The 25,237-nt window shown below is 31.2% G+C and carries 21 protein-coding genes and 2 riboswitches; of the genes, 7 read left to right on the top strand and 14 right to left on the bottom strand.

The features are described from left to right. Positions 1-17 precede the first annotated feature (17 nt). From C1I91_RS23170 to cax, 8 genes are all read right to left on the bottom strand, one after another. The gene (locus C1I91_RS23170) at positions 18-374 is read right to left on the bottom strand and encodes a response regulator (protein WP_128215033.1); all 357 of its coding nucleotides are present in this window, start codon (positions 372-374) and stop codon (positions 18-20) included. 311 nt (positions 375-685) lie between these two features. Next, positions 686-1,471, bottom strand: coding sequence for a LytR/AlgR family response regulator transcription factor (locus tag C1I91_RS23175; RefSeq protein WP_128215034.1), 786 nt, complete (start codon positions 1,469-1,471; stop codon positions 686-688). 125 nt (positions 1,472-1,596) lie between these two features. Next, positions 1,597-2,031, bottom strand: coding sequence for an RrF2 family transcriptional regulator (locus tag C1I91_RS23180; protein ID WP_128216078.1), 435 nt, complete (start codon positions 2,029-2,031; stop codon positions 1,597-1,599). A 166-nt stretch (positions 2,032-2,197) separates the two neighbouring features. Then, entirely contained in the window at positions 2,198-2,689 is a 492-nt protein-coding gene (locus tag C1I91_RS23185) for a hypothetical protein (RefSeq protein ID WP_128215035.1), read from the bottom strand. Between the two features lie 198 nt (positions 2,690-2,887). Next, positions 2,888-6,163, bottom strand: coding sequence for a ligand-binding sensor domain-containing protein (locus C1I91_RS23190; RefSeq protein WP_128215036.1), 3,276 nt, complete (start codon positions 6,161-6,163; stop codon positions 2,888-2,890). A gap of 244 nt (positions 6,164-6,407) precedes the next feature. Then, entirely contained in the window at positions 6,408-7,523 is a 1,116-nt protein-coding gene (gene mnmA / locus C1I91_RS23195; protein WP_128216079.1) for a tRNA 2-thiouridine(34) synthase MnmA, read from the bottom strand. A gap of 357 nt (positions 7,524-7,880) precedes the next feature. Next, positions 7,881-8,186, bottom strand: a complete 306-nt coding sequence (locus C1I91_RS23200) for a hypothetical protein (protein WP_128215037.1) — start codon at positions 8,184-8,186, stop codon at positions 7,881-7,883. Positions 8,187-8,300: 114 nt separating this feature from the next. Next, positions 8,301-9,350 carry a calcium/proton exchanger gene (cax, locus tag C1I91_RS23205; RefSeq protein ID WP_128215038.1) on the bottom strand — a complete coding sequence of 350 codons (1,050 nt, stop codon included), beginning with the start codon at positions 9,348-9,350 and terminating at the stop codon, positions 8,301-8,303. A gap of 308 nt (positions 9,351-9,658) precedes the next feature. Between cax and C1I91_RS23210 the strand changes: the two genes are divergently transcribed. Next, positions 9,659-10,024 (top strand): hypothetical protein, encoded by a 366-nt coding sequence (locus C1I91_RS23210; protein ID WP_164880629.1) that lies wholly within the window; start codon positions 9,659-9,661, stop codon positions 10,022-10,024. A 121-nt stretch (positions 10,025-10,145) separates the two neighbouring features. After that, positions 10,146-11,222, top strand: coding sequence for a lactonase family protein (locus C1I91_RS23215; RefSeq protein WP_128215040.1), 1,077 nt, complete (start codon positions 10,146-10,148; stop codon positions 11,220-11,222). 193 nt (positions 11,223-11,415) lie between these two features. Here the strand turns inward: C1I91_RS23215 and C1I91_RS23220 are convergent, their stop codons facing one another. Continuing rightward, entirely contained in the window at positions 11,416-11,793 is a 378-nt protein-coding gene (locus tag C1I91_RS23220; RefSeq protein WP_128215041.1) for a hypothetical protein, read from the bottom strand. A 383-nt stretch (positions 11,794-12,176) separates the two neighbouring features. Here C1I91_RS23220 and aspD point away from each other — a divergent pair, with 383 nt between their 5' ends. After that, positions 12,177-13,814: an aspartate 4-decarboxylase gene (gene aspD, locus C1I91_RS23225; RefSeq protein ID WP_128215042.1), complete on the top strand. Its 1,638-nt coding sequence runs from the start codon at positions 12,177-12,179 to the stop codon at positions 13,812-13,814. Between the two features lie 143 nt (positions 13,815-13,957). Here the strand turns inward: aspD and C1I91_RS23230 are convergent, their stop codons facing one another. Then, positions 13,958-15,250 (bottom strand): homocysteine synthase, encoded by a 1,293-nt coding sequence (locus C1I91_RS23230; protein ID WP_128215043.1) that lies wholly within the window; start codon positions 15,248-15,250, stop codon positions 13,958-13,960. A gap of 217 nt (positions 15,251-15,467) precedes the next feature. After that, a riboswitch (SAM riboswitch) is annotated at positions 15,468-15,584 on the bottom strand. Positions 15,585-15,699: 115 nt separating this feature from the next. Then, a riboswitch (SAM riboswitch) is annotated at positions 15,700-15,801 on the bottom strand. Positions 15,802-15,994: 193 nt separating this feature from the next. On the opposite strand from C1I91_RS23230, the gene C1I91_RS23235 reads away from it, so the two are divergent. The 3 genes from C1I91_RS23235 to C1I91_RS23245 are packed head-to-tail and all read left to right on the top strand — an operon-like array spanning position 15,995 to position 17,002. Then, positions 15,995-16,162 carry a spore coat associated protein CotJA gene (locus C1I91_RS23235; protein WP_128215044.1) on the top strand — a complete coding sequence of 56 codons (168 nt, stop codon included), beginning with the start codon at positions 15,995-15,997 and terminating at the stop codon, positions 16,160-16,162. Positions 16,163-16,167: 5 nt separating this feature from the next. Beyond that, positions 16,168-16,422: a spore coat protein CotJB gene (locus C1I91_RS23240; RefSeq protein ID WP_128215045.1), complete on the top strand. Its 255-nt coding sequence runs from the start codon at positions 16,168-16,170 to the stop codon at positions 16,420-16,422. 19 nt (positions 16,423-16,441) lie between these two features. Next, a complete protein-coding gene (locus tag C1I91_RS23245) occupies positions 16,442-17,002 on the top strand; it encodes a manganese catalase family protein (RefSeq protein ID WP_128215046.1) in 561 nt (186 codons plus the stop codon). Between the two features lie 385 nt (positions 17,003-17,387). Here C1I91_RS23245 and C1I91_RS23250 read toward each other — a convergent pair whose 3' ends face one another. Further along, positions 17,388-19,184, bottom strand: a complete 1,797-nt coding sequence (locus C1I91_RS23250) for an RICIN domain-containing protein (protein ID WP_205694250.1) — start codon at positions 19,182-19,184, stop codon at positions 17,388-17,390. A 643-nt stretch (positions 19,185-19,827) separates the two neighbouring features. Between C1I91_RS23250 and C1I91_RS23255 the strand changes: the two genes are divergently transcribed. Beyond that, positions 19,828-21,438, top strand: coding sequence for an IS1182 family transposase (locus C1I91_RS23255; protein WP_128210696.1), 1,611 nt, complete (start codon positions 19,828-19,830; stop codon positions 21,436-21,438). Positions 21,439-21,743: 305 nt separating this feature from the next. On the opposite strand, the gene C1I91_RS28385 is transcribed toward C1I91_RS23255, so the two are convergent. The 3 genes from C1I91_RS28385 to C1I91_RS23260 all read right to left on the bottom strand — a co-directional run bounded on the left by C1I91_RS28385 (position 21,744) and on the right by C1I91_RS23260 (position 24,987). After that, entirely contained in the window at positions 21,744-21,908 is a 165-nt protein-coding gene (locus C1I91_RS28385) for a hypothetical protein (protein ID WP_164880630.1), read from the bottom strand. A 12-nt stretch (positions 21,909-21,920) separates the two neighbouring features. After that, complete coding sequence (locus C1I91_RS28390; RefSeq protein ID WP_164880631.1) at positions 21,921-22,064, bottom strand: hypothetical protein; 144 nt, start codon at positions 22,062-22,064, stop codon at positions 21,921-21,923. Positions 22,065-22,368: 304 nt separating this feature from the next. Further along, on the bottom strand, positions 22,369-24,987 hold the full coding sequence (locus tag C1I91_RS23260; protein WP_128216081.1) for a calcium-translocating P-type ATPase, PMCA-type: 2,619 nt from the start codon (positions 24,985-24,987) through the stop codon (positions 22,369-22,371). Positions 24,988-25,237 lie beyond the last annotated feature (250 nt).

A 25,237-nucleotide genomic window follows, 5' to 3' on the forward strand; every position in this document is an offset into this window, starting at 1 on the left:
CTATTCACCCCAATCAGTTATATGACTTTACTGAAGGCCTCTTTTATAAACTCTTCTTTGAAAGGCTTCACAACAAAATTGACAGCACCAGCTAAAAAAGCTTTCTTTACTTGATCTTCATGACCCAATGAAGAAACCACTATAATTTTAACACTCCTATCTATCGCCTTAAGTTCTTTTATAGTGTCTATACCATTTAAGTTTGGCATAGTTATATCCATTGATATTATATCTGGTTTATGAGTCTTGTACTTTTCTAAAGCCTCCAGACCATCTGCAGCCTCTGCAATAACCTCAAAACCAGCACCTTCTAATAGCTTCTTTAAGCTTAATCTTAAAAAACTTGAATCATCAACAATCATTACCTTTTTCATTTAAGCACCTCAATTTAATATCCAACACTATTAATATCGTATTTATTTTCTTAATATTAACACAGCAATGAATATTATTTTCACCCGTATACTTTTGTAATCGTTTTCTATATCTTTAAATCAAATAAAATCTTGTATAAAGTATAAATTAAGACACTTTACGACATGTAGTTTTAATAATAACATTAATATAATTAAATTTATAATTAAATTTATAATTAAAACTATAAGTATTGTTAAACCTTAAAGCTGTATTTAATAATATTGTTCAAATCAAGTGATTTTTTTCAGAACTTTAACAGAGTCAACATTTAAAACTTCTCTGTCTTTTCTAAAAAATCCTTCATAAAACTTTTAGACACATAACATAAACTGCCGCTTTTAGTAATGACTAAGTGTTTGCCCTTATCTATTTCTGAAATTTGATTTAAGTTTACTATATAAGACCTATGACAACGAACAAAAATATTATCATCTAGCTGCTTTTGCATATCCTTGAGAGTACCATAAGCTTCAATCTCTTTACTTGTTGTCCTTATTCTCAATTTATGATTAGAATCAATAGTTTCTATATACTCTATATCATATTGACTAATGTTTATAACCTTATTAAAAACCTTTACTTTGATATTTTTTAGATCGCTCTTTTTCTTGATATTTAAAACTTCATCATTACATCTTATCAAGCATTCTTCAAGCCTGCTTCTAACCTTTAAATTATCATCTTTATTTATATAGTCCAATACTCTTAATTTATAATCAAAGGTTATCATAATCAGTTCAATATATCTTGTAAGAAATATTATATATCCTTGTATATCAAAATTTCTTATTTCTCTCGCTAATATAAAACCATTTGTATTTCCTTCAAACTTAGTATCAAGTATATACACATTATTTTCTCTTGCTTGGTAAGCTTTATTAATAATATCTTCAGGCTTAGCAGTACTGATTACAATAACTCCTTCTATATTGTGCTTTTTTATTGTTCTACTAATAATTTCTTCTGTATTCTTCCTAGACTTTTCATTACTGTCACATATATAAATATTTAACATAACTTCTCCCACTAATAGTTCATCTCTTGTTTTTCTCATTTCAAACTGTATTTAATATCGTTTGCAATTGCACTTTAACAGATCTCACTTACAATATTTATTTAACATTAAAGGGCTTTATATTAAAATAAAGCCCTTTAGAAAAATCCATAATAATTTTCATCTTAAATAAAATATACTATATTATCAGTGCTATCCTTATACTTGTTTACCAAATCTTCAAGGGTTATAGAATCAAAATAGTTATTTATTTTCTTATTTATCATATCCCAAAGATTATCATTTATGCATTTTTCCAAAGTATCAATATCCTTATCATGGTTTATATCTACTAACACTAAACTTCCTTCTAATATTCTAAGTATTTCACCTATTGTTATATCTGTTGGAGCTTTAGATAAAGAATAACCTCCTTGCGCCCCTTTTCTTCCTATAACCAAACCACTTCTTCTCAAAACACAAAATATTTGCTCTAAATAACCTTCTGATATATTTTGTCTTTCAGAGATACTTTTGATAGTAACTGTTTCTTCGCCTGAGTTAATAGCTAAATCTATCAATGCTTTTAGTCCATATCTTCCTTTAGTTGAAACTTTCACAAAATCACCCATCCTACATTCTTATGTTTTTTATTTACCTACATATTTATAACTTTATATCTTAACAAAAATTATACTTTAAAATATCCTATATACATTATACAAAATTTGAAATAATATAATCAACCTTAGTTATATTATTTCAAGCTTACTTCTTAGAGAATTTCTATCCAACTATAAATAATCGCTCAAGTATCTTATTAATTTTTTCAGGAAGTACATAGTCATTGTTCTTAAAGTATAACTGAGGAATTGCTTCTCTATAATAGCTAAGCATTACTATTATAAAAGTTTTTAAGCTTATCTGTATGTTGTAGTTAAGACTTGGTGCAATTGCATTACCATTAGCGCTATAAACTGATAGTATTCCTACAAATCTATTTTCATGATCATCTACACTAGGAAACAGACACCTATTTATAGGATCATCAGTAATAACATTATTATCAAAATCTAAAAGCTCCCCATCATTTTCTTTTAAGTGAACAGCCAATCCAATAAGAAAACTTCTTAAACTTATTTGTATGTTTGAAGTCGCAAATGGTACTATGGCATTACCATTGGCAATATAGCCACTCAAGAAAGCAAAAACTCTATTTTGGTTATAGTATATGTTACTGCATTCATTACTTTTCTGCTCGCTTCTCCTTTTCCCCAACAAACTCACCCTGATTTAATTGATTATAATATTATATTTATTTGAAAGCAAATATGTTATTGCTTTATTCAAATTATATCCGCCCTTCACAATATCAATAGCTTACTAGTCGCAAAGCAAATAAAAAATATATTATAAAAAATAATAAGCACTCCAACTCTTCATTGAAGTGCTTATTATTAGAATCGACAAAAGAATTTATATATCTTCTTGTGGATTTACAGGTAAGGTTATTATAAATTCACTACCTTGTTTTAATTTACTTTTCACCTCTACAGTACCTTTATGTAAATCAACTAAATGCTTAACCAAAGTAAGACCTATTCCACTGCCCATCTTATTTCTAACGCTCTTACTATCAACTTGACCAAAGCGCTGAAATATGATGCGTTGATTTTCTTCAGATATACCTATCCCTGTATCTTTAACAGATATTCTAACAGAGTTTCCCAAATCATTTATCAGAACCGTTATCCTACCACCTTTGTCCGTAAATTTAGCTGCATTGGATAGTAGGTTAACTACACATCTCTCTATTTCATTAGGATCACAGAAAATTTTCTTTTCTTCAACCTCAGGATCAATTATAAGCTCTATACCATTACTTTCTATATAATCTTTCATTGAAAGTGCGGTATCTTCCACTAGATTAACTATGTCAACCTCTTCTATTTTTATATTATATTGGCCAGCTTCTATTTTGGAGGAATCTATGATATCATTAATAACCTTTAAAAGCCTATTAGAATTTCTATCAATAATATTCATATAATCTTTTAACTTTTCTCTTCCTATCCTCTTTTGATCACCATCATAGTTGTTAATAAGCTGAACTGCAGAAAGTATAACATTTAAAGGTGTCTTTAGCTCATGTGATAGATTAACAAAATAATTGTTTTTAATCTTTTCATTATCTATTAACTTAGCGTATAACACTTCATTTTCCTTTAGCTTATTATTAAGCTCAACAGTTCTTTGCTTGACTAAGTTCTCCAGTATGCTAACATAATTCCATATAAAGTATACAATAACAACAAAAACAAGAAAATAAAGCATATAAGCATAACCTGATCTCCATGGCGGTTTACTTACTATAATCTTTACACTTGCAGGTTTACTCCATACTCCGCTGCTATTCTTTCCTTTTACTTTGAATACATAAGTTCCACTATCAATATTAGTATAAGACGCACTATTTCTATTAGATGAGTATACCCAATCCTTGTCCACTCCTTCAAGCATATAAGCATATTCATTTTTATCAGTATTTTTATAGTCAACCAAAAAGAAATTAAAATTAAAATAATTTTCATTATACTTTAGTTTAATTTCATCTGAAAGCTCTACTTCTTTGTTTAGAACCTTAAGCCTTTGTATAATAGTTTGAGGAACATACCCTGTTTCCATGATTTCAGAAGGATAAAAACTACTTAATCCATTTATACCTCCAAAAAACATTTCTCCAGATTTGCTTTTATAAAAGGAATATTCATTAAACTCATTACCTTGAAGCCCATCTGACTCATCATAGCTTACAAAAGAACTTTTATTTATATCAAACTTTGATATACCACCATTGGTACTTACCCATGGATTATTATAGTCGTCCAGTAAAACTCCATAAACATAATTATTGACTAAACCATCTTTTTCAGTATATCTTTCAAATTGTTCTTTTGCCTTATTAAACTTGTTCAATCCGTGATTTGTAGCTATCCACAAGTTGCCAAGCTTATCTTCTGATATAGCTTTTATACTATTTGAGGTAATAGAACTACTGTCAGTATCTTTACTTTTGTATATCTTAATATTGTTAGATGTTTTTTCAAATCTTATTAGTCCGCCATCTAATCCACAGCCTATCCAAAGTACTCCATCCGTATCCTCAAAAATGTAAGATATAAAATTATCTGATACTCCACTTTTTTTTAATATATTCTGATAATGGGTAACCTTCCCTGTAGACTCATCAAAGGAATCCAATCCTTGTCTAGTACAAATCCAAAGTACTCCATCTCTACCTATATAAGTATACTTAACATTTTTGTCTGTTAAAGAGTTTTCATCTGAGGTCTTTGTATATAGTTTAAATTGATTTGTATTTTTATCAAATTTATAAAGTCCATCAACAGTTGAAATCCATATATTTCCTTGCTTATCACCAGTTAAGCTATTTATCTTAGAATTCAATTGACTGCTATAATATTTAACCTCTCCAGTGACTCTATTAATGCTGTTGAGCTTGCCAGAGTTAGTTCCTACCCAAAGTATATTATCTTCATCTTCATAAATACCGCCAACCATTTCATCACTTAATCCATTGCCTTCAGCTGGATTCTTAGTATAATTTTTAAAGTTTATATGAGGTTGAAAAGTGCTTATTCCTTTGTTGGTACCAATCCAAATTAGTCCAGATTTATCCTGATATATACTGACCACATCATCATTAACAAGGCTTGTAGAATCATAATACTTATTTTGAAAATTAGTGAACTTATTTGTTACACTATCATATTTGCTCAATCCACCCTTAGTTCCCACCCACACATTACCAAGGGAATCTCTAAATAAAGCTTGGATACTATTAGATGGTATTGAGTTCTTATCTTCACTACTCTTATATTCCGTATAAGTTCCTTTGTACTTGTTATATTTTCTTATACCGCTACTATTTGTACCAACCCATATGTTTCCGCTGCTATCCTCGCAAATTTTTGTAATAAAATTACTATCCTCGTCCTTATCATTAGATTGGTTACTAAAATATCGAGTAAATTTCTTATTCTTAGGATTATAACAATTTAGACCATTCTTTGTTCCTATCCATATAACTCCATCCAAATCCTCAAATAAGCAGGTTATAAAATCATTGCTCAAGCTATTATCATCTGATGGATTGCTATTATATCTATTGAAACTATCGGTATTTTTATCATATAAGTCTAAACCAGCAGTTGTTCCAACCCACAACTTGCCATCTCTGCTTTTTAGTAATGCCCATACATTGCTATCTGATAAAGACTTAGAATCACTTGAATTACTTGTATACCTCTTGATTTTCTCTGTGTTAGGCTCCAGTTTATTTAACCCCTTACTAGTTGCAAGCCATATATAGCCATCATCATCTTGTACGATATCATCAACATTGTTAGAAGTTAAACTATTACTATCCTCAAGCTCATATTTATAGGTTTTATACTGCTGTCCATCATATCTATTAGCACCATCAGATGTTCCTATCCAAATATAACCCTTTGAATCCTGGAATATTACTTGTGCAGATGTTTGAGACAATCCTTTTTCTATTTCTACTCTTTTAAATTTTGTGTTGCTTTCAATGCCTTTAGCCTTAGTACCTAACATAGATACTACTAATATAAAAACAATTAATTGTATGGTATTTTTTAAAATGCTTTTATTAATATAGACCCCTCCTACAAATGCTGTAAGATTATCCTCTGCACCTTTTATCATATTTCAACATAATTATACATTTATTTTACCTTATTTGTTACTTAAACTGCAAGTATTTATGTATTTTTGTCGTAAATAAAATCATATTAAATTTAAAATCAAACTTGTTACTTAATTAAACCGTTTTTATTTTATACAAGTGATAAATATCAACGTTCTACCAAGTAAATTAACACTTTCTATGTAAAACAGTAAATAAAGAGTGGCTGTTTTAACAACCACTCTTTAGCAAAAATATAACTAACTATATTATATTTTTTAGTTGTTCTTCACTTTTGAAGTATGTATCTATTATTCCTCCGCCTAAACATACTTCTCCATCATAAAAAACCACAACCTGTCCTGGGGTAATAGCCTTTTGCGGTTCAGCAAATTCTACTACGCAGGAATTATCTTCCTTCATATGAACTGTTACACTTTGATCTTTTTGTCTGTACCTAAACTTGGCAGTACACTTAAACTTTTCGGACTTTTCTTTATCACTAATCCAATTTACCTCAGTAGCTACTAACCCATAGGAGTATAACTTTGGATTTTTCTCACCTTGTGCTACATATAATATGTTGTTTATAAGGTCTTTCTCTGCTACAAACCAAGGCTCTCCTTCTCCACCTATGCCAAGTCCTTTTCTTTGTCCAAGAGTATAATGCATTAACCCAAAATGCTCACCTTTTACTTCTCCGTCTAAGCTCATTATCTTACCCTTCTTTGCTGGAAGATAATTATCTAAAAACTTATCAAAATTTCGTTCTCCTATAAAGCAAACTCCTGTACTATCCTTTTTATTAGCAGTAGAAAGTCCGTACTCTGCAGCTATTTCTCTAACTCTAGACTTATCAAGATGTCCTATAGGAAACATACTTTTTGAAAGCTGAAACTGATTCAATTCACATAAGAAGTAAGTTTGATCTTTATTAGAATCATTTCCTCTAAGAAGTCTATACTCGCCATCCTTACAATCAACCTGAGCATAATGCCCCATAGCAATATAATCTGCTCCCACTTTCATTGCAAATTCCAAGAAAGCCTTGAATTTTATTTCTTTATTACACATTACATCCGGGTTAGGAGTTCTTCCTTTTCTATACTCTGACAAGAAATATTCAAATACTCTATCCCAGTATTCTTTAACAAAATTCACTGTATAATATGGTATGTCAAGCTTTTGGCATACTCTTCTCACATCATCATAGTCATCCACAGATGTACATACTCCGCTTTCATCTTCTTCGTCCCAGTTCTTCATGAAAACACCTATAACTTCATAGCCTTGCTGCTTCAAAAGTAATGCTGAAACTGAAGAATCTACTCCACCAGACATACCAACTACTACTCTTGTATCCTTAGGATCCTTTATCATTTCTGTGTATCTACCTTTCCTTAATGTTTTGTTAAGTATTATAATATACCTACAGTTTGTTTGCAATGTAAAAAGACGCTATAAATCTTTAAGTTTTATACACATTATTATCAATAACTTTATAATTTAATGACAAACGAAAAAAGCCGGCATAACTGCTGGCTTTTTTCATTTCTTCTTTGAACCTTTTTTTGTATCTTTCTTCTTATCACTGTTTTTAGATGAACCACTTTTACTCTTTCCCTTATCAGGCATATTCTCTCCTCCTGGCAGAAAAGCATTTTTTAATACTTTAATTACTTATCTATATGTAATTAAACTTAAAATTATTACATCAGAAAACAGCAAAAAAGAAATCTACTTTTTACATTTACTTTCTATTCCTTCATATAAATATCTAAGGTACTCAGTATCTATATTGTTCTGCTCTAGAGTTTCTATTCTACTTTTAGCTTTACTTAAGCTTTCTCTCGCCTCTTCCCAATCTTTATCTTTTATACAAGAGCTAGCATATTCCAAAAGATAGTCAATCTTTAAAACCAATTCTGCATAACTATCCTCTCCACTGTTAATTAACTCAACCAACATAGAATATATCTTAGGAGAAGTCTTATTCTTTGCAGTATTTAAAATATCGTTATTTCTTGCATTTATCTTAGCCAAAGTTTATCACCTCATTTTATATTTTTATCTGTGCCACTTAATTTCAAACTCTATAGGTATCCAACTTCAACTATTAATTTAGATAAACTATTGATTTACTTATATATATGTACCCTACCCTACTATAAAACATGCAACAGCTAGAATTACATAAACGCTTATTAGTTGCAGCCCTTCCAACCAATTTGACTCTCCATCATAAGCTACCTTATTAGCAATTATAGCTGCCAAGACCAAAGAAATCATCTCATATTTATTAAATATTAAAGACATCGGTGTAAAGAAAAGACTTAATAGTACTAATACCGGTGTAACAAAAAGTATTATCTGAAGACTAGACCCTATGGCTATTTCAACTGCTATATCCATTTTATTCTTTAATGCAGTAACAATAGCAGTTGAGTGCTCAGCAGCATTACCTATTATAGGTAGTATTATAAGTCCCACAAATAACTTACTTAAGTGCAATTGCTCAGTCATTGGTTCTATGCTGGATACTAAAAGTTCACTTTCAAAAGCTACAAATATGGTTGCTAGCACGAGAACTATTATACTTTTTTTCATACTCCATTTACCTGTTAGTGCTTCATGCTCTGTTCCAAAAATATCCTTATGTGTAAAGAAAGAAAAATATAGACTGCTTAAATATATTAGCAGCATTATAACAGCAATCATTACACTTAAACTCTCGTAATTGATAGGATTGGCATCTTTAATAGAAATATTATCCGTAAAGAAGGCTGGTATCATAACTCCTATTATTGCGAAGGTAAGCATGCTTAAGGAAAAGTTAATGCTATTTCTAGAAAACTTTTGAACCTTGTATTTAGTCCCACCTAAAAACATACTGGCTCCTAGTACTAACAAAATATTTCCTATTATCGATCCTGCAAGGGATGACTTAACCACCTCAAGAAGTCCAGCTTTTAATGAAAAAAATGCTAGTATAAGCTCTGTAGCATTTCCAAAAGTAGCATTCAAGAATCCCCCTAGTCTTGAACCACAATACACTGAAAGCTCTTCTGTAGCTTCTCCCATAAGTCCAGCTAAAGGAACTATAGCTAGAGCAGTAAAAATAAAGGACAATATCGGGCTTAAGTGAAAAACATCTTTAGATAAAAATGAAATTGGTATAAAAATAAGTAAATAGTATAACTTTTTCATAATTCCCCCTATATATGGATAGCATAATATCTACCCTTTGTTCATATTGAACAATTTACCAAATTATTTGTACAATTGCAATACCAAATCTCTGTATATAAACCTGTAACCTTTCTGATAAAAGCATTTTCAAAACTCATCTTGCTCCATAAAGGACAGTTGAAAAATATGAATTTTATCATCAACCGTTATAAAAAACCTTATCTTTCATCGATTATTATATGCATTATTCTTCAAATACATTAGAGATAAAATATATAATTTGTTTAAAAGTACTCTTTTAAAGCAATAATATATATAAATTAGAAATGTTAAAATTTTTCTATAAGAGATTTTACAATTTAGAAGAAAGGACCGTTACTATGATTATAGATGGAAACTTAAAATGTGAAAAATGTGATAGTGAAGATTTTGTTATAAAACGTGAAGCTACTTATGTTTATACTTATGATATAAGTAGTTCCAATTCAGAAAAAGCTATAAGAAGAACTGAAGAGACTCCTTTTATGTTTGACAATAGAGAAAAAGTTAGGGAAAAAGACTTTTTACACTGCAAAAACTGTGGTGCAATATATGAATTTTCTGTTGGAGATATAAGTGATAAGGTGGAGTTTACTATTATTCAAAAAGCTATCCGCTCTGATTATCAGGATAAGCCAGAGTTTCTAGGCTAGATTTTCTATTTTAGAAAATAGGTAGCGTAAATATTTCATTTACCTACCTATTTATACTAAGTTATAATTTTATTAGGCATTTTAATTATTATGATTGAACAGTAAATTGGAGGGTAAATTTATGAATGATTATAGAAAAAACTCCCTAGTATACGTAGGAACTTATACCTACGGTGATAGTAAGGGCTTATACTCTTTTGAATTGAATCACGAAACTTGTAAGACAAGTAATCTACAGCTTGTAGCAGAGTTAAGTCATCCAACTTATGTTGCAACCTGTAAAGAAAAAAACTTATTATATTCTGTGATAAAACAAGAAGACTTAGGAGGCACAAGAGCCTTTAAGATAAAAAGCGACCACACTCTTAGTGAAATAAATACAATCTTAGCAGAAGGAAAATCTCCCTGTCACCTTTCCTTTGATAAAAACTTTAATTATGTTTTCTCAGGAAACTACCATGAAGCAACTATAACTATAATGAGAATATGCGAGGATGGAAGCTTATCTGAACCTACAGAAGTTGTAAAACATACAGGAAAAGGATCAGGAATAGTTGCTGATCGTCAGGAAAAACCTCATGTACATTACTGTGCATTAACCCCAGATGAAAAGTTTTTAGCCGTTGTAGATCTTGGATTAGATGCTACAATCTTCTATCCATTTAACAAACTTAACGGAACATTGGACAAACATAATAAAATTGTTATTCCTTCTGCACCAGGTTCAGGACCAAGACATTTGATATTTCATAATAGCTTGAATTACTTCTATATCATACATGAACTCAGTGCTGATGTTGAAGCATATGCTTATAATTCAAAAGATTGCACCATAGAAAAGCTACAAACTATAAATACTCTACCTAAAGATTTTTCAGGTGACAATCTTGGAGCAGCAATAAGAATTTCTCCTAACGGAAAATTCCTATATACCTCCAATAGAGGTAGTGATACCATTTCTATCTTTAAGATAGACGAACATACAGGTTTAATCAGTTTTATCCACCATGTTTCAACCTTTGGTAAGGGCCCAAGAGACTTCTCCTTTGATCCAAGCGGAAAGTTTTTAATTGTTGCAAACCAAAACACTGACTCAGTTATATTCTACGAGGTAAATTGTGAAACTGGCTTGCTAACTAAGCTAGAGGAGGAACTAGCCATCTCAAATCCTGTTTGCATCTCAATCTCAAATTTATAAAACAGCATTAATGCTGTTAAGCTTATAAAAATTCGCTGAATAAGGTTCAGCGAATTTTTATATACCTATGCATATTATTACTAGCAAAGACTTTTTACAGAGAACATATTGTTACCTTCTATTTTTCACATTCACCTACATTTAAGACTTCTACTGCTACTTATGAACAACTTAGTATGCAATATAAATTATTCTACGCCAGTTCAATATAATCATTCTTTAGAAGAAACTTTACTATTTCATACAGTGCATCGCAATAAGTCTCTTTAACACCTGATTTTATTTCTATTTCTGAATCATTGCTATCTTCAAGCTTTACTGTAACCTCGTAATTGTTGTTTTTTATACTTGGGGCTGGAAATCTTCCGGTATAATCTTGAATAATTTCAATAAGCTCTCCAACTTTAACATCATACCCATATTTTAAAAGCGATTCCTCTTCATTTTTACAATCTCTTGGGTACTCATCCATAAGGTATTCTCTGGTCAAACCTGTAACTAATGATAATAAAGTTATCCTATGTTCATATTCAATATCCTTTAATTGCCTTCCAAGTAAATGTTGTTTCATTCTCACACCTCACACTAAATAATATTTATCGTTCTTCTATCTCTTAGTAAAATATATGTTATCTTATCTTTACAAATTCTTAGAACAAAGGAATAAAATTTGTGCTCTATTAAAATAGCCTGTTGAAATTGAATGCTCACCAATCTGATGCTTTAATAGCTTGCCGCAAAGTGTCAGCTCAATTGTTTAATTCAAATTATAAACTTAATTAATAATATCAATGCTTATCGGAAATTATAAGACATAGGATTTTGTTATTAATATAATAGGCGCTGTTAAATTACTGTGCTGAAATTAAGTGGTTAATCATCCGATGCTTTAATGGGCTTACACAAAGAATTTATATATAACTTTCAGCTTAATTTTCATGAGAGGAGAAAAATATGGATAATTACAACATTCAAAGAGAAGAGCTTGAAAAGATTTATGGTAAAATAAGTCCTTTTGAATTTAAGAACAGACTTATAAGCTTAGCTAATGGGCAAAGAGAAAAAAGTGCCCACACTTTGTTAGATGCAGGTAGAGGAAATCCAAACTGGACTGCAGCCACTCCAAGAGAGGCTTTTTTTAACTTTGGACTATTTGCTGTTCAAGAAACCAGAAATACTTGGAATGAAGGCGATCTAGCTGGCATGACTAAAAAGAAAGGTATTGCAGATAGAGTTTATAGCTATATTGAAAATAACAAAAATGCTCCTGGTATAGATTTATTAAAAAAGATTATAGATTATGGAATACTAGAGAAAGGTTTTGATAGAGATGAATGGGTTCAAGAGCTAGCAGACGGAATAATAGGTGACAATTACCCTTGTCCAGATAGAATGCTTATACATATAGAACAAATAGTAAATGAATACCTTGTTCAAGAAATGTGCTATAACAAACCTCCTGAAGGAAGGTTTAACGTATTTGCTGTAGAAGGTGCCACAGCGGCTATGTGCTATATTTTCGATTCATTAATTGCAAACGAACTACTTTCTAGAGGAGATAAGATAGCACTTATGACTCCGATTTTCACCCCATATTTAGAGATTCCTCTTCTACCTAGATATAACTTTGAAGTAATTAAGATAAGGGCTACTGAACTCACTGAAGATGGAACTCATACATGGCAGTATCCGGTATCGGAGCTTGAAAAACTTAAGGATAAATCCATAAAAGCTTTATTCGTAGTAAATCCAAGTAATCCGCCTTCTGTAGCAATGAAAAATGATTCAGTTAAGTTAATAATGAATATAGTGGATAATGATAACCCTAACTTGATGATAATATCTGATGATGTGTATGGTACCTTTGTACCTGGCTTCAGATCTATTATGGCAGATCTCCCTTACAATACAATTGGAGTTTATTCCTTCTCCAAATATTTTGGCGTAACAGGCTGGAGATTAGGTACTATAGCTCTTCATGAGAAAAACGTATTTGATAAACTTCTTAGAATGCAACCTGAATTTATTAAAGAAGAGCTTCGATTAAGATACGGAGATCTATCTTCAGATCCTGACAATATTCCATTTATAGATAGGGTTGTTGCCGACAGTCGTCAAGTGGCGTTAAATCATACCGCAGGGCTTTCTACTCCTCAGCAGGTACAAATGGCATTTTTCTGTACCTTTGCTTTATTAGATAAAGATAATATCTACAAAAAGCAAACAATAGATATATGTCACCGTCGCCAAAAACTATTATTTGATGGATTAGGTCTAGAACTAAGAAAAGATCCATACGACGCTGCTTACTATACCGAATTTGATCTGCTAGAATGGGCTTGCCATTACTACGGAGATGAGTTTGCTGAATATCTGCAAAAGAATCATAAACCTGTTGATATATTATTTCGCTTAGCAGAAGAATCTTCTATTGTCCTTCTAAGTGGAAGCGGCTTTTACGGACCAGAATGGTCAATAAGGATTTCCCTTGCAAATCTCAGTGATGAGGCTTATTCAAAAATAGGAGAAGTTCTTCATAAAGTCCTTGACGAATACGTGCATTCATGGCAGATATCTTTTGCTCATGTATAATAACTTTCTTATACAGTAAAAAATATGCCACTCCTTTACTAGATAAAAGTCAGCTCTTTACAATTTTTAAAAAGAGCATCATCCTATTTTCTAGTATGAAGTGGCAATATTTAAATATAAATTATAATATTAGGAGGCTTTAATTACTTATTGATTTTATTTAGAGCTTGGTCTAAATCGTAAATCAAGTCATCAGCATCTTCAATACCTATAGACAATCTTATTAGGTCTGGAGTAACACCTGCTGATAGTTGTTGTTCTTCATTTAATTGTGCATGAGTAGTACTTGCTGGATGTATTACTAATGATTTAGCATCAGCTACATTTGCAAGATGAGAGAATATTTTAAGACTTTCTATAAATATCTTACCTTCTGCTGTACCACCTTTAATTCCAAAAGTAAAGATTGAACCAGCTCCCTTAGGGAAATACTTCTTAGCAAGTTCATAATACTTATTATCTTCTAAGCTTGGATAGCTAACCCAAGATACAAGCGGATGATTTTTAAGGAATTCTACTATTTTCTTTGTATTTGAAACGTGTCTTTCCACTCTTAAGGATAAAGTCTCAAGTCCTTGAAGGAATAAGAAGGAGTTAAATGGGCTTATAGCAGCTCCAGTATCTCTTAATAGTTGAACTCTAGCCTTTGTTACATATGCTGCTGCACCAACATCTTGTGCAAATCTTATACCATGGTAGCTGTGGTCTGGTTCAGTAAGTCCCTTAAACTTTCCACTAGCTACCCAATCAAATTTACCAGAATCAACAATTACTCCTCCAATTGAAGTTCCATGTCCACCTATGAACTTTGTTGCTGAGTGAACAACTATATCTGCTCCAAAGTCTATTGGTTTTATAAGATAAGGAGTTCCAAAAGTATTGTCAACAATAAGTGGAATACCATTTTCATGAGCAACCGCTGCAACTGCTTCTATATCTACAAGGTTTATTCCTGGATTTCCTATACTCTCTATATATAAGGCTTTAGTTTTATCCGTAATTGCATTTCTAAAGTTTTCAGGATCGTCTGGGTTTACAAAAACTGTTTTGATACCATATCTAGGTAAGGTAGCTCCAAATAGATTATATGTTCCACCGTATAAAGTACTTGCTGAAACTATTTCATCTCCAGCTTCTGCTATGTTTATGATAGCATATGTTATAGCTGCAGAGCCTGAGGCAACCGCTAGAGCTGCAACACCACCTTCAAGTGCTGCTATTCTTTTTTCAAATACATCTGTAGTTGGATTCATTATTCTTGTATATATATTTCCTGATTCTTTAAGTCCAAAAAGGTTAGCACCATGCTCTACACTGTTAAAAACATAAGATGTAGTTTGATATATTGGAACCGCTCTTGATCCTGTTGTTGGATCAGCTTCTTGACCTGCATGCACTTGTAATGTATCAAATTTTAAACTTCTTTCTTCACTCATTTTAATCTCTCCTCATTTTAAATAATATTTTCAAAGTATTGTTATTGAAGCTTATTTTAAGCCCGACGCTATATTTTTTGTAATTTTGCAAATCTTCAGATTAATAAAAGTAACTTTTATCATAATTTTATAATTTAATATGCAGTAAAAACAAAATACCTCCTTTCTCAATTGAATGACGAAAGAAGGTATAATTTACCGCAAAAAATACTACCGTCTCTCATCTTTCTTTAGGTAATGATCCTAAAGCAGGAATTGGCACCTTTTCAGATAAATGGATCTGAAGGTTGCCGAGGTTTCGTAGGGCCAGTCCCTCAACCTCTCTTGATAAGAAATATAAAGCTATTTAATTATATAAAATCTCTAATGCTACTTCCATTAGTGATTTATTAAACTTATTTATGAAAATAAAAAAGCCTCTTTACTGAAAGAGGTATGAAAATCACGCATACTTATCTTTCAGCTAATGCTGTTGGACTTAGCACCATGTATAATGAAATACTGGTTGCTGGGCTTCATAGGGCCTTTCCCTCCACCGCTCTTGATAAGGTCTTTATTAAATTGCTTGTTCTCATTATAATTAGCAAAAAATACTTTGTCAACTATAATTTAGAATTATTTTGATAAGTAATAAATAATAATCAAATTCAATTATATTTTCTATTATTGTGTCACTATATTAAAATTTTTCATATTTATATAATACAGAACAAAATATAAATATTAATTACTGGAGGATGTCTTATGAGTGACGTATTCAAGATAAAAGATGAGCTTAAGCTAGATTATGCCGAAGCTTATGTAGTACCTCAACCATTTAAAGATCTTTATGATATAAAAACTGCTTTTTCTCGTGGAACTATATTCAATGATTTATATAGACCCTACGAGAAGAAAAAATACGGGAGGTAGTACAGATGGAACAAAAGAAATTACTTTGTATGATCCAACAAGTTGGCTTTTATCTAGTAGAGCTTAATCTTTACTTAGATACTCATCCTGATTGCAAGGATGCTTTAGAGAGACTAAATTATCTTTCTGGAAAACTAAGAGCCTTAAGGAAAGAATACTGTTCTAAGTATGGTCCTTTAACTAACTTTGGTCTTCAACCTGCAGAAGATTGGGATCAATGGGTTTCAGAACCATGGCCATGGGAAAGAGAAGCAAATTAATTTAATGGAGGAATAACGTATGTGGTATTATGAAAAAAGATTAGAGTATCCCGTAAATATCAAAACACCTGATTTGAGAACTGCTAAGATTATCATGACTCAATTAGGTGGTCCTGATGGCGAACTTAGTGCTTCCATGAGATATTTAAGTCAAAGATATACTATGCCTACAGGAAAGACAAAAGGCTTATTAACTGACATCGGTACAGAAGAACTTGCACACTTAGAAATAGTTTCTTCAATTATTTATCAACTTACAAGAAAAGCTACTCCTGAACAAATAAAAGCTGAAGGCTTCGATTCTTATTACGTTGTACATGGTACAGCTGCTTATCCTGCTGATCCAAATGGAATTCCTTGGACTGCTGCATATATCCAAGCGACCACAGATCCAATAGCTGATCTACATGAAGATATGGCTGCTGAGCAAAAAGCTAGAGCTGCTTACGAAAGATTGATTCAACTTATAGATGATAAAGACGTAATAGATGTACTTCAATTCTTAAGAGAAAGAGAAGTTGTACATTTCCAAAGATTTGGTGAAGCTTTAGTAACTGTTCAAGAACATTGCAAAAAGTAAGCATCATTTACTATTTCTGATCCTTAGTTCAATGTAAATATTTCTTGTATATCTGTCTTTTCTGAACCTATGAGAAGAGGTTTTGACAAGCAATAAGTTTTATTTTTTACTGTTTATAGAAAAATTTTATTTTTCCCTCCGAAATTACTAGTTTTAGTTAAAACTCACTTTTTCCTATACAGTAAAATATGATTCTAACACTAATTTTATGAATCCTATTTAAATAAAACAAGAAATTTAAGGTTTAGCTTATAGGGAACCTTTATGAAAACTTAATTTATACTTGTTATAAAATCCCGGCTTCTGGGGATTTTGTGGCATGTATAAATTAATAGTTGAAGTTGGTTCCCTATAGAATACTCTTTGCTAAACCTTAAATTATATTTTACCAGCCCACTCTTATTATTAGTCCTTTAGGATCGCCAACTTCAAGGTAGGACGCCTGCTGATTTACATCATCATAACAGAATCCATAAGCTAGGTTATCTATGCTGTGATCATGCCAAAACTTAGCATAATAGTTTGCTGGTGAAGCTTTATAATATGCACTTGGATTATTCCAATTTGCATTATCTGTATAAACATGTCTATTAATAGCAGCACAGATTTGAGGATTCTGCTGCAATCCATTTGTTCCAAGTAATATGTCTTGAGTTGAATAACTTGAATATCCTGCAAAATAGTTAGCGTTTACCCCACCTGCTGCAAAGGACCCATGAATTGGTGCCACTATTCTATATGGAGCCTGTAATGCAGCTAAAGACTTGAATTCTGTTGGAACCTCATTCTGATATTCTGTAAATATACCTGAACGGGTTTCTGATTCTAGTTCACCAACAGTTCTATCATAATTTCCTGCTTTATTGACTAATCTATGCTGTATTGGGAATCCAAAACCATCGACTCTCGTTGTATTTCCATGATATCCAGTATCATTAACAGTAAACTCAACAAAATCAAAATACACATCTCTATTAGGATCTGTAGGATTGTCTACATTAGGTCCAGCAAATCCATCATCATAAGTTTTAATATAGCAAGGTGAGCCTACACTTAAGAACATTCTACCTGAAGTTATCTTAGGCAATGTAACCCAGTTTGTTTCACTTATCTTATGATAAATATTGGCATAATTTGTACCATTCTTTGTTAAATGTCCAGAAGCATCATTCAATGCATTTGAAATAGGAGCCAGATTCCCATTTGAATCTAAGTAAGACCACTTCCCGTTTGATGGGTTTATACCTAGAACGCCCCAGTATATATTAGCATCAGCATATGCGCCATTAGTTCCATTCATAACCTTAACACTTACAGCTCCACTTACATTTGGTGTTGGAATTGATGAAGCAGCTATTGAGTATATAGAGCCATTTGTTGGAGTTGGATTGTTGTAAACAGTAAAAGACCATCTTTGTGCATCTGTTCCATTATTAGTCCACTGCTGTACAACAGCTCCATCAGCTGTTGAAGAATTTGATACATCCATTACTAAGCCACTAGCTTTACAGACTACTTTGTAATATCCACTTCCCATATCAACGATCTGCCACCTTTGAGCATCTGAGGCATTATCAACAGCTTGCTGAAGTTGTGTTCCAGCTGATGTAGAAAAATTAGGATCATCTAAAGCCATGCCACTGTTTACTGCTATAATCTTATAGTATCCACTTCCTGTATCAATAACCTTAAACTGTTGATTAGTTGCTCCAGTACTTGTCCATTGTTGTATCTTAGCCCCGTCTGAAGTAGACCCATCCTTTACATCTAAAACCTTTCCGCTAACCTTACTCTTTATAGTATATATATTTCCACTTACCAAACCTGAGTTAGAACTTACTGTATAGCTAGACCATGCAGTATCATAAGCCGGTGTTCCATTGTTGTAAGTAAATGCATAGTCTATTTTATTTCCTATAGAGACATCGATATTTTTTTCATATCTTCCAGTAGAGCTATTATATTGCATGGAATAATTAAGCTGAGCCCCAGAATTAACTTTGTAATGAACGTTTACCCAAGTAGTACTAACATTAGATTTAAACCAAATAGTAGCAGTAGATCCTGACACACTTATACCACTAGAATAATCAACAGCTTTAGCAGCTATGCCAGGTAAAAGAAAGCTCATGAAGAAAAGTATTACAAAAATTGAAATTGACTTATTAAATTTTTTCAACACAAATAGTAACCTCCTTAAGATAAATGTATTATTAGTTTTAATAATTTAAATAGGACAGTTAAGCTTCTATATTTTTCTTGTAAGTAGCATGCTTCTTAAGACTTTATTCTTTATTCTTTCCCCCTTTCACAATTGGTTAATTTACTTATGTATATAAAGTTTTAATTATAAAACTGTATAGGTGTACTGTTTATGAGGTTCATGTGAATTACATTTTATAGAGAATAATTTGATAGAATTAATTAGGCTTTAGAAATGCTATATGATATTACGTCAATCTGTTAATAATCAATATAGTTAATATAACATTGAGTGCAGAATTTATTAATATTCAAATGCAAATGCAACGTATAAATTAGTCTTAAATTCATTTACATTGTTTACACCTACATGTTACCTTATATCCCATATATTGTCAATGCACTTTTTTTCTGTTTTTATACTTTTTTATTTATAACATCAACTGCCATTTATCGTTAATGCTTTATTGTTAAATAGATTGTATTTTTAATTTTATAATTTCCTAGACAGTAAATAGGGGCTGTTGCAAAACTAACATAGTTAGTTTGGTAGCAGCCAATTTTTTTGCCGAAATAAAAAAATGTGAATTCCGAAGAACTCACATTAATTGTATAATTAAATTATGCTACTAACTAAATCATACAATAAAAATTATACCGAGTTTAATGATGATTTTCAACTTGTATTACCATTAAACTTAGAAAACTTGATACCTGAAGATGATTCAGTCCGCTTGCTAAGCCATGTATTGGAGGGATTAAATTATAGAAAGTTGTATAAGGCGTACTCTTCCTTCGGAAGAAAACCGGCAGTGGAACCAAAAATCATGTTCAAAATAATATCTTATGCTTATTCTCAAAATATATATTCAAGCAGAAAAATAGAGAAATCATGTAAAAGAGATATAAATTTCAGGTGGCTATTAAAAGGATGCAAAGCACCTGATCATACTACAATTAGTAGATTTCGTAAAGAGTATCTATCAGACGAAGTGATTGAAGATTTATTTTATCAGCAAGTTAATTATTTAGCTAATCATAATGAAATATTATTTGAAAATGTATTTATTGATGGTACTAAGATCGAAGCGAATGCCAATAGATATACTTTTGTTTGGAAGAAAGCTATTTACAAGAATGAAGAGAAAATGTTTGATAAAATTCTTACTCTTGTTAAAAATATCAACCTTGAGGAACTGAAAGAATTTAGTATCGAAAAAGAAACATTGATAGTTGATATTGATAAAATACTTCAATGGCTTTTACATGAAAAAGAGAATAGAAACATAGAATTTGTTTACGGGATAGGTAAAAGAAAAACTAAAATTCAGAAATGGACAGAACAACTATCGGAATATAAAGAGAGACAAGAAAAATATAATTTCAGCAAAACTATATTTTCAAATAGAAATAGTTATTCTAAAACTGATCCAGACGCAACTTTCATGCAAATGAAAGACGATCATATGAGAAATGGACAATTAAAACCGGCATATAATGTACAAATCGGAGTCGAAAGTGAATACGTAACCGGCGTCGGAATATTTGATGATAGAAATGACATATCAACATTAATACCTATGCTTAATAATATGGAAGAGAAAACTGGTCATAAATATCATAATGTAATTGCAGATTCTGGTTATGAAAGCGAAGAGAATTATTTGTTTTTAGAATCCAATAATCAGATTCCATACATAAAGCCTCAAACTTATGAGAAATGGAAAAAAAGAAGTTTTAAAAATGATATAAGCAAGAGAGAAAATATGAAATATGATGCCGAATCAGATTTTTATGTCTGCAATAACAATAGAAAGTTACTCCCTACTTCGATTACTCATAGAAGATCCGCCAGTGGATACAAATCAGAAGTTACTATTTATGAGTGTGAAAGCTGTGAAAACTGCGTTCATAAATCGAAGTGCACGAAAGCAAAAGGAAATAGAAAGATGCAAGTGTCAAAAACTTTTGTTGAAAAGCGTGAAGTATCTTATAGAAATATTACAACTGAATTTGGAACTAAATTAAGAATGAATAGATCTATTCAGGTCGAAGGAGCATTTGGCGTTCTTAAAAGTGATTATGAATTCAATAGATTTTTAACACGTGGAAAAATTAGTGTTAAAACTGAATTTATTTTACTTTGTATTGGCTATAACATTAATAAATTACATTCAAAAATACAAAATGGAAGAACTCAAAAACATCTTCATGAACTAAAACCTACTGCCTAATTATGGAACCTGGTCGCTAGGTTTGTTTAAGTGCGTTTAAAATTCAAAAATATCCACAAAATTGATTTGATATTTCAATTTTGTGGATATTTCTTTCTTTAAGCCGAAAAGGAGCATCGCTCCTGATTAAAAATTAATCATTTCGCGACACTCCCCTTTATAAAAAGTCTGTATTATATGTCAGCTCCTGAGCTTAGGTAACTGCAATAATAAGCTTTCTATACTTTATATATATTTAATTTTTTACTAAATTGATACGACTTTTTTATATTTCTATTTAATTAAAATCTTTTCTTTTAATTTCTCTATAACATATTCATCAGTGGAGGGTTCAGAACGTTAATTAGGGCTTTATTTATCTCTTCCTTAGTGACCACATTATTGTCTATTAGTACTTCTACTAAGGCATCAACTTTATAGGAATAAATACTTAGAATATCTGCTACTTTTTTTATTGCATTATCATCCATTTGCATCATCTCCTATTTTTCTTTTTTCTTGCCTTTTACTGCTACAAACTCTGACAATCTGTCATTTGGGTCTATATAAACGTAATCTCCATACTCATTCTTTTTTAATCCTAAGGAAGCCATCTTTTTTCTAGTATTGCTTATTTTAGTTCCCATATATATTTTACCTCCGTTTTAAGATTAAATTCAAATTATAATAATTTTACATAACCTTCATAAATCAAAATTTATATTAACTATATATAATCTAAAAATCTATATTCATTCTGTCACATAAAACTTTCTAGGGTCGAACCGCTTAAGCAGTAAAGTCTTATATGCCACAATGAAAGATTTTTATTAGATTATATACTATTAATTATCTTTTATATTTTTTCCTAAGAAAGCTTGTTTATACTACTTAAAATATCACTTAATCTACTGTAGGTTGATATTATGGGTTGAATAACCAATGTTTATATTATTTATCTGAATCAGTGGATTTTACAAAAATTAATTTATATAGCTGAATCAACACAAATGGTATTAATGCTAAGCTATATACTGAAATATATTGTGAAAGGTTTAAAGGAACTACTTCAAAAATTCCCATTATAGGTTTAACTGTAAGCACTATAGTAAGCAATGCTACTCCTAAAATAACTGCATACCATACAAATGGATTTGCAAAAACTCCAACCTTAAAGATTGACTGCTTTGATCTACAGTTAAAACCATGAAATAATCTTGAAAGACATAAGGTTGCGAAAGCCATAACCATAGCTACTTCATGATTACCTGTAGAAAGTCCAATGTGGAAGGAAATCATCGTAACTATTGCAATTATTAGACCTTCTAGAAGCACTTCTATACCAAATTCTTTATTCAAAATAGGAATATTTATATTTCTTGGCTTTCTATCCATTATATTTTTGTTATGAGGTTCAAGTCCGATAGCTATTGCTGGCAAACTATCAGTAAGCAGATTTATAAATAATAGATGTACCGGTGCAAAAGGTATCGGCAATGCAAATAAGGTTGCATATAAAACTGACAATATTCCAGCAGTATTTCCTGATAAAAGAAACTTTATTGAGTTTTTAATGTTTTCATAAATACTTCTACCGTTTGAAATTGATTTTACTATTGTAGAAAAGTTATCATCAGCCAATACCATAGCTGCTGCATCTTTTGCAACTTCTGTTCCTGTTATGCCCATAGCAATCCCTACATCTGCCTGTTTTAAAGCTGGACCGTCATTTACTCCATCTCCTGTCATAGCAACCACATTACCTTTTTCCTGCCAAGCTCTTACTATTCGAATTTTATGCTCTGGAGAAACTCTAGCATAAACTGATATATTCTCTACTATAGCTTTAAGCTCTTCATCACTTAATTTTTCAAGTTCATAACCTTCCATAGCTTCCGATTCATCTTTTAATATACCTATCTGTTTTGCTATAGCTGAAGCTGTTATCTTATGATCCCCAGTTATCATAACTGGCTTTATACCAGCCTTTATACAGTCTGCTACAGCGCTCATAGATTCTTCTCTTGGCGGGTCCATCATAGATATGAGTCCTATGAATATCAAATCATTTTCATCTTCTATTCCAATAGTAGACTTATCTTCTAGAGGCTTATATCCAAAAGAAAGAACTCTTAAGCCTTTTGAAGAGAATTCCTTATTGATTTTTTCAATTTCTTTTTTATGACCATCGGTTAAAGGCTCTATACCCTTTGAGGTTTCAATTTTAGTAGCTCTAGATAAAAGTACATCAAGAGCTCCTTTGGTAACCATCATCTTCGTGTTGTCAACTTCATTCAAGGTACTCATAAGCTTTCTATCTGAATCAAAAGGAACCTCAGCTATTCTCTTATATTTATCTCTTATTACAAGTTCATCAAAGGAATATATTTCTCCAAAGTTAACTAATGCAACTTCCGTAGGATCTCCAATCTCTTTATTTTCAACAGTTACCGCATCATTGCACAATAAAGAGCTTAAAACTAACTTTTTTTGAAGCTGGTCATCTTTGTTTAAGTGGTCTTTTTGTATCACTTTATCATCAGTATAAACCTGTTGCACTGTCATCTTATTTTGAGTTAAAGTTCCTGTTTTATCTGAGCAAATTACAGATATACTACCAAGACTTTCTACTGCATGCAGTCTTCTCATAATAGCATTTTCTTTTGCCATCTTCTGAGTTCCTAGAGCCAGAACAATGGTAACAATAGAGCTTAAGGCTTCAGGTATGGCAGCTACCGCCAAGGATACAGCAAACATAAAGGCATCTATAATGCTTGTTCCTCTAACTACATTTAGTACTAATATAACCGCTGATATAACTAATATAACTATAGCAAGTTTCTTTCCAAAGTTGTCCAAATTAACTTGTAATGGAGTTTTCTTTTCTTTTGCATTTTGAAGTAGGTTAGCTATTTTTCCTATCTCTGTATTCATACCTATATCAGTAACTAACACAACAGCCCTACCATAGGTAACAAAGCTTCCTGAGAAAACCATGTTTTTTCTGTCACCTATGGCTACATCTTCGCCATTTATTTTTTCTGTATTTTTCAATACACTTTCCGACTCACCGGTAAGGGAGCTTTCATTAACTTGCAAGCTGTAATTTTCTATTATTCTTCCATCAGCACTAATATAATCACCTGCATCCAGATAAATTATGTCACCAACTACCACCTCTCTAGAAGGTATTTCTATTCTATTTCCATTTCTTAATACTTTAGCAATTGGTGAAGACAAAGCCTTTAAACTACTTAAGGATCTTTCAGCTTTAATATGCTGAACTGTACCTAATATAGCATTTATTATTACTACAACTAAGATTACTATGGCACTTTCTAATTTTCCTAAAAATGCAGATACAATTGCTGCTACTAAAAGAATTATAACTAGAAAGTCTTGAAATTGACTTAGGAAAACTGCTAATACACTTTTCTTCTTTCCTTCCTCTAATTCATTAAAGCCATACTTTTCTCTTCTTTTATCTAATTCAGAGTCTTTTAATCCACCTTCTTTAACTTCCAGAAGCTTCATAGTATCTTCTACTGACTTGTTATAAAAAGTGTTCATTGAATTACTCCCTTCTTTATTAACTTTAACATTGCTATACTTAATAGTTTTACTACTTTTCAAAATATAAACCTCCCAAAAAATTAGTATTACCTCAATTAGTTTCCTTTCTATCAAAATCAGTTTTCTAAAGTATCTTGCAAACCTTACTTCTGTATTTCTTTCAATATGCTTCTAATTGTAATTACACCTTAAGGAAATTAACTTTTAAGCAAAAAATAAAGACTCTATAGCTAGATTTATTCTAGCT

The sequence above is a fragment of the Clostridium manihotivorum genome, from assembly GCF_004015185.1.
GTDB lineage: Bacteria > Bacillota > Clostridia > Clostridiales > Clostridiaceae > Clostridium_AR > Clostridium_AR manihotivorum.

Coding starts and splice junctions, on each gene's coding strand:
- C1I91_RS23170 (WP_128215033.1), bottom strand. CDS start 374: ATGAAAAAGGTAATGATTGTTGATGATTCAAGTTTTTTAAGATTAAGC.
- C1I91_RS23175 (WP_128215034.1), bottom strand. CDS start 1,471: ATGAGAAAAACAAGAGATGAACTATTAGTGGGAGAAGTTATGTTAAAT.
- C1I91_RS23190 (WP_128215036.1), bottom strand. CDS start 6,163: ATGATAAAAGGTGCAGAGGATAATCTTACAGCATTTGTAGGAGGGGTC.
- mnmA (WP_128216079.1), bottom strand. CDS start 7,523: ATGATAAAGGATCCTAAGGATACAAGAGTAGTAGTTGGTATGTCTGGT.
- cax (WP_128215038.1), bottom strand. CDS start 9,350: ATGAAAAAGTTATACTATTTACTTATTTTTATACCAATTTCATTTTTA.
- C1I91_RS23210 (WP_164880629.1), top strand. CDS start 9,659: ATGTTAAAATTTTTCTATAAGAGATTTTACAATTTAGAAGAAAGGACC.
- C1I91_RS23215 (WP_128215040.1), top strand. CDS start 10,146: ATGAATGATTATAGAAAAAACTCCCTAGTATACGTAGGAACTTATACC.
- C1I91_RS23220 (WP_128215041.1), bottom strand. CDS start 11,793: ATGAAACAACATTTACTTGGAAGGCAATTAAAGGATATTGAATATGAA.
- aspD (WP_128215042.1), top strand. CDS start 12,177: ATGGATAATTACAACATTCAAAGAGAAGAGCTTGAAAAGATTTATGGT.
- C1I91_RS23230 (WP_128215043.1), bottom strand. CDS start 15,250: ATGAGTGAAGAAAGAAGTTTAAAATTTGATACATTACAAGTGCATGCA.
- C1I91_RS23235 (WP_128215044.1), top strand. CDS start 15,995: ATGAGTGACGTATTCAAGATAAAAGATGAGCTTAAGCTAGATTATGCC.
- C1I91_RS23240 (WP_128215045.1), top strand. CDS start 16,168: ATGGAACAAAAGAAATTACTTTGTATGATCCAACAAGTTGGCTTTTAT.
- C1I91_RS23245 (WP_128215046.1), top strand. CDS start 16,442: ATGTGGTATTATGAAAAAAGATTAGAGTATCCCGTAAATATCAAAACA.
- C1I91_RS23255 (WP_128210696.1), top strand. CDS start 19,828: ATGCTACTAACTAAATCATACAATAAAAATTATACCGAGTTTAATGAT.
- C1I91_RS28385 (WP_164880630.1), bottom strand. CDS start 21,908: ATGGATGATAATGCAATAAAAAAAGTAGCAGATATTCTAAGTATTTAT.
- C1I91_RS28390 (WP_164880631.1), bottom strand. CDS start 22,064: ATGGGAACTAAAATAAGCAATACTAGAAAAAAGATGGCTTCCTTAGGA.
- C1I91_RS23260 (WP_128216081.1), bottom strand. CDS start 24,987: ATGAACACTTTTTATAACAAGTCAGTAGAAGATACTATGAAGCTTCTG.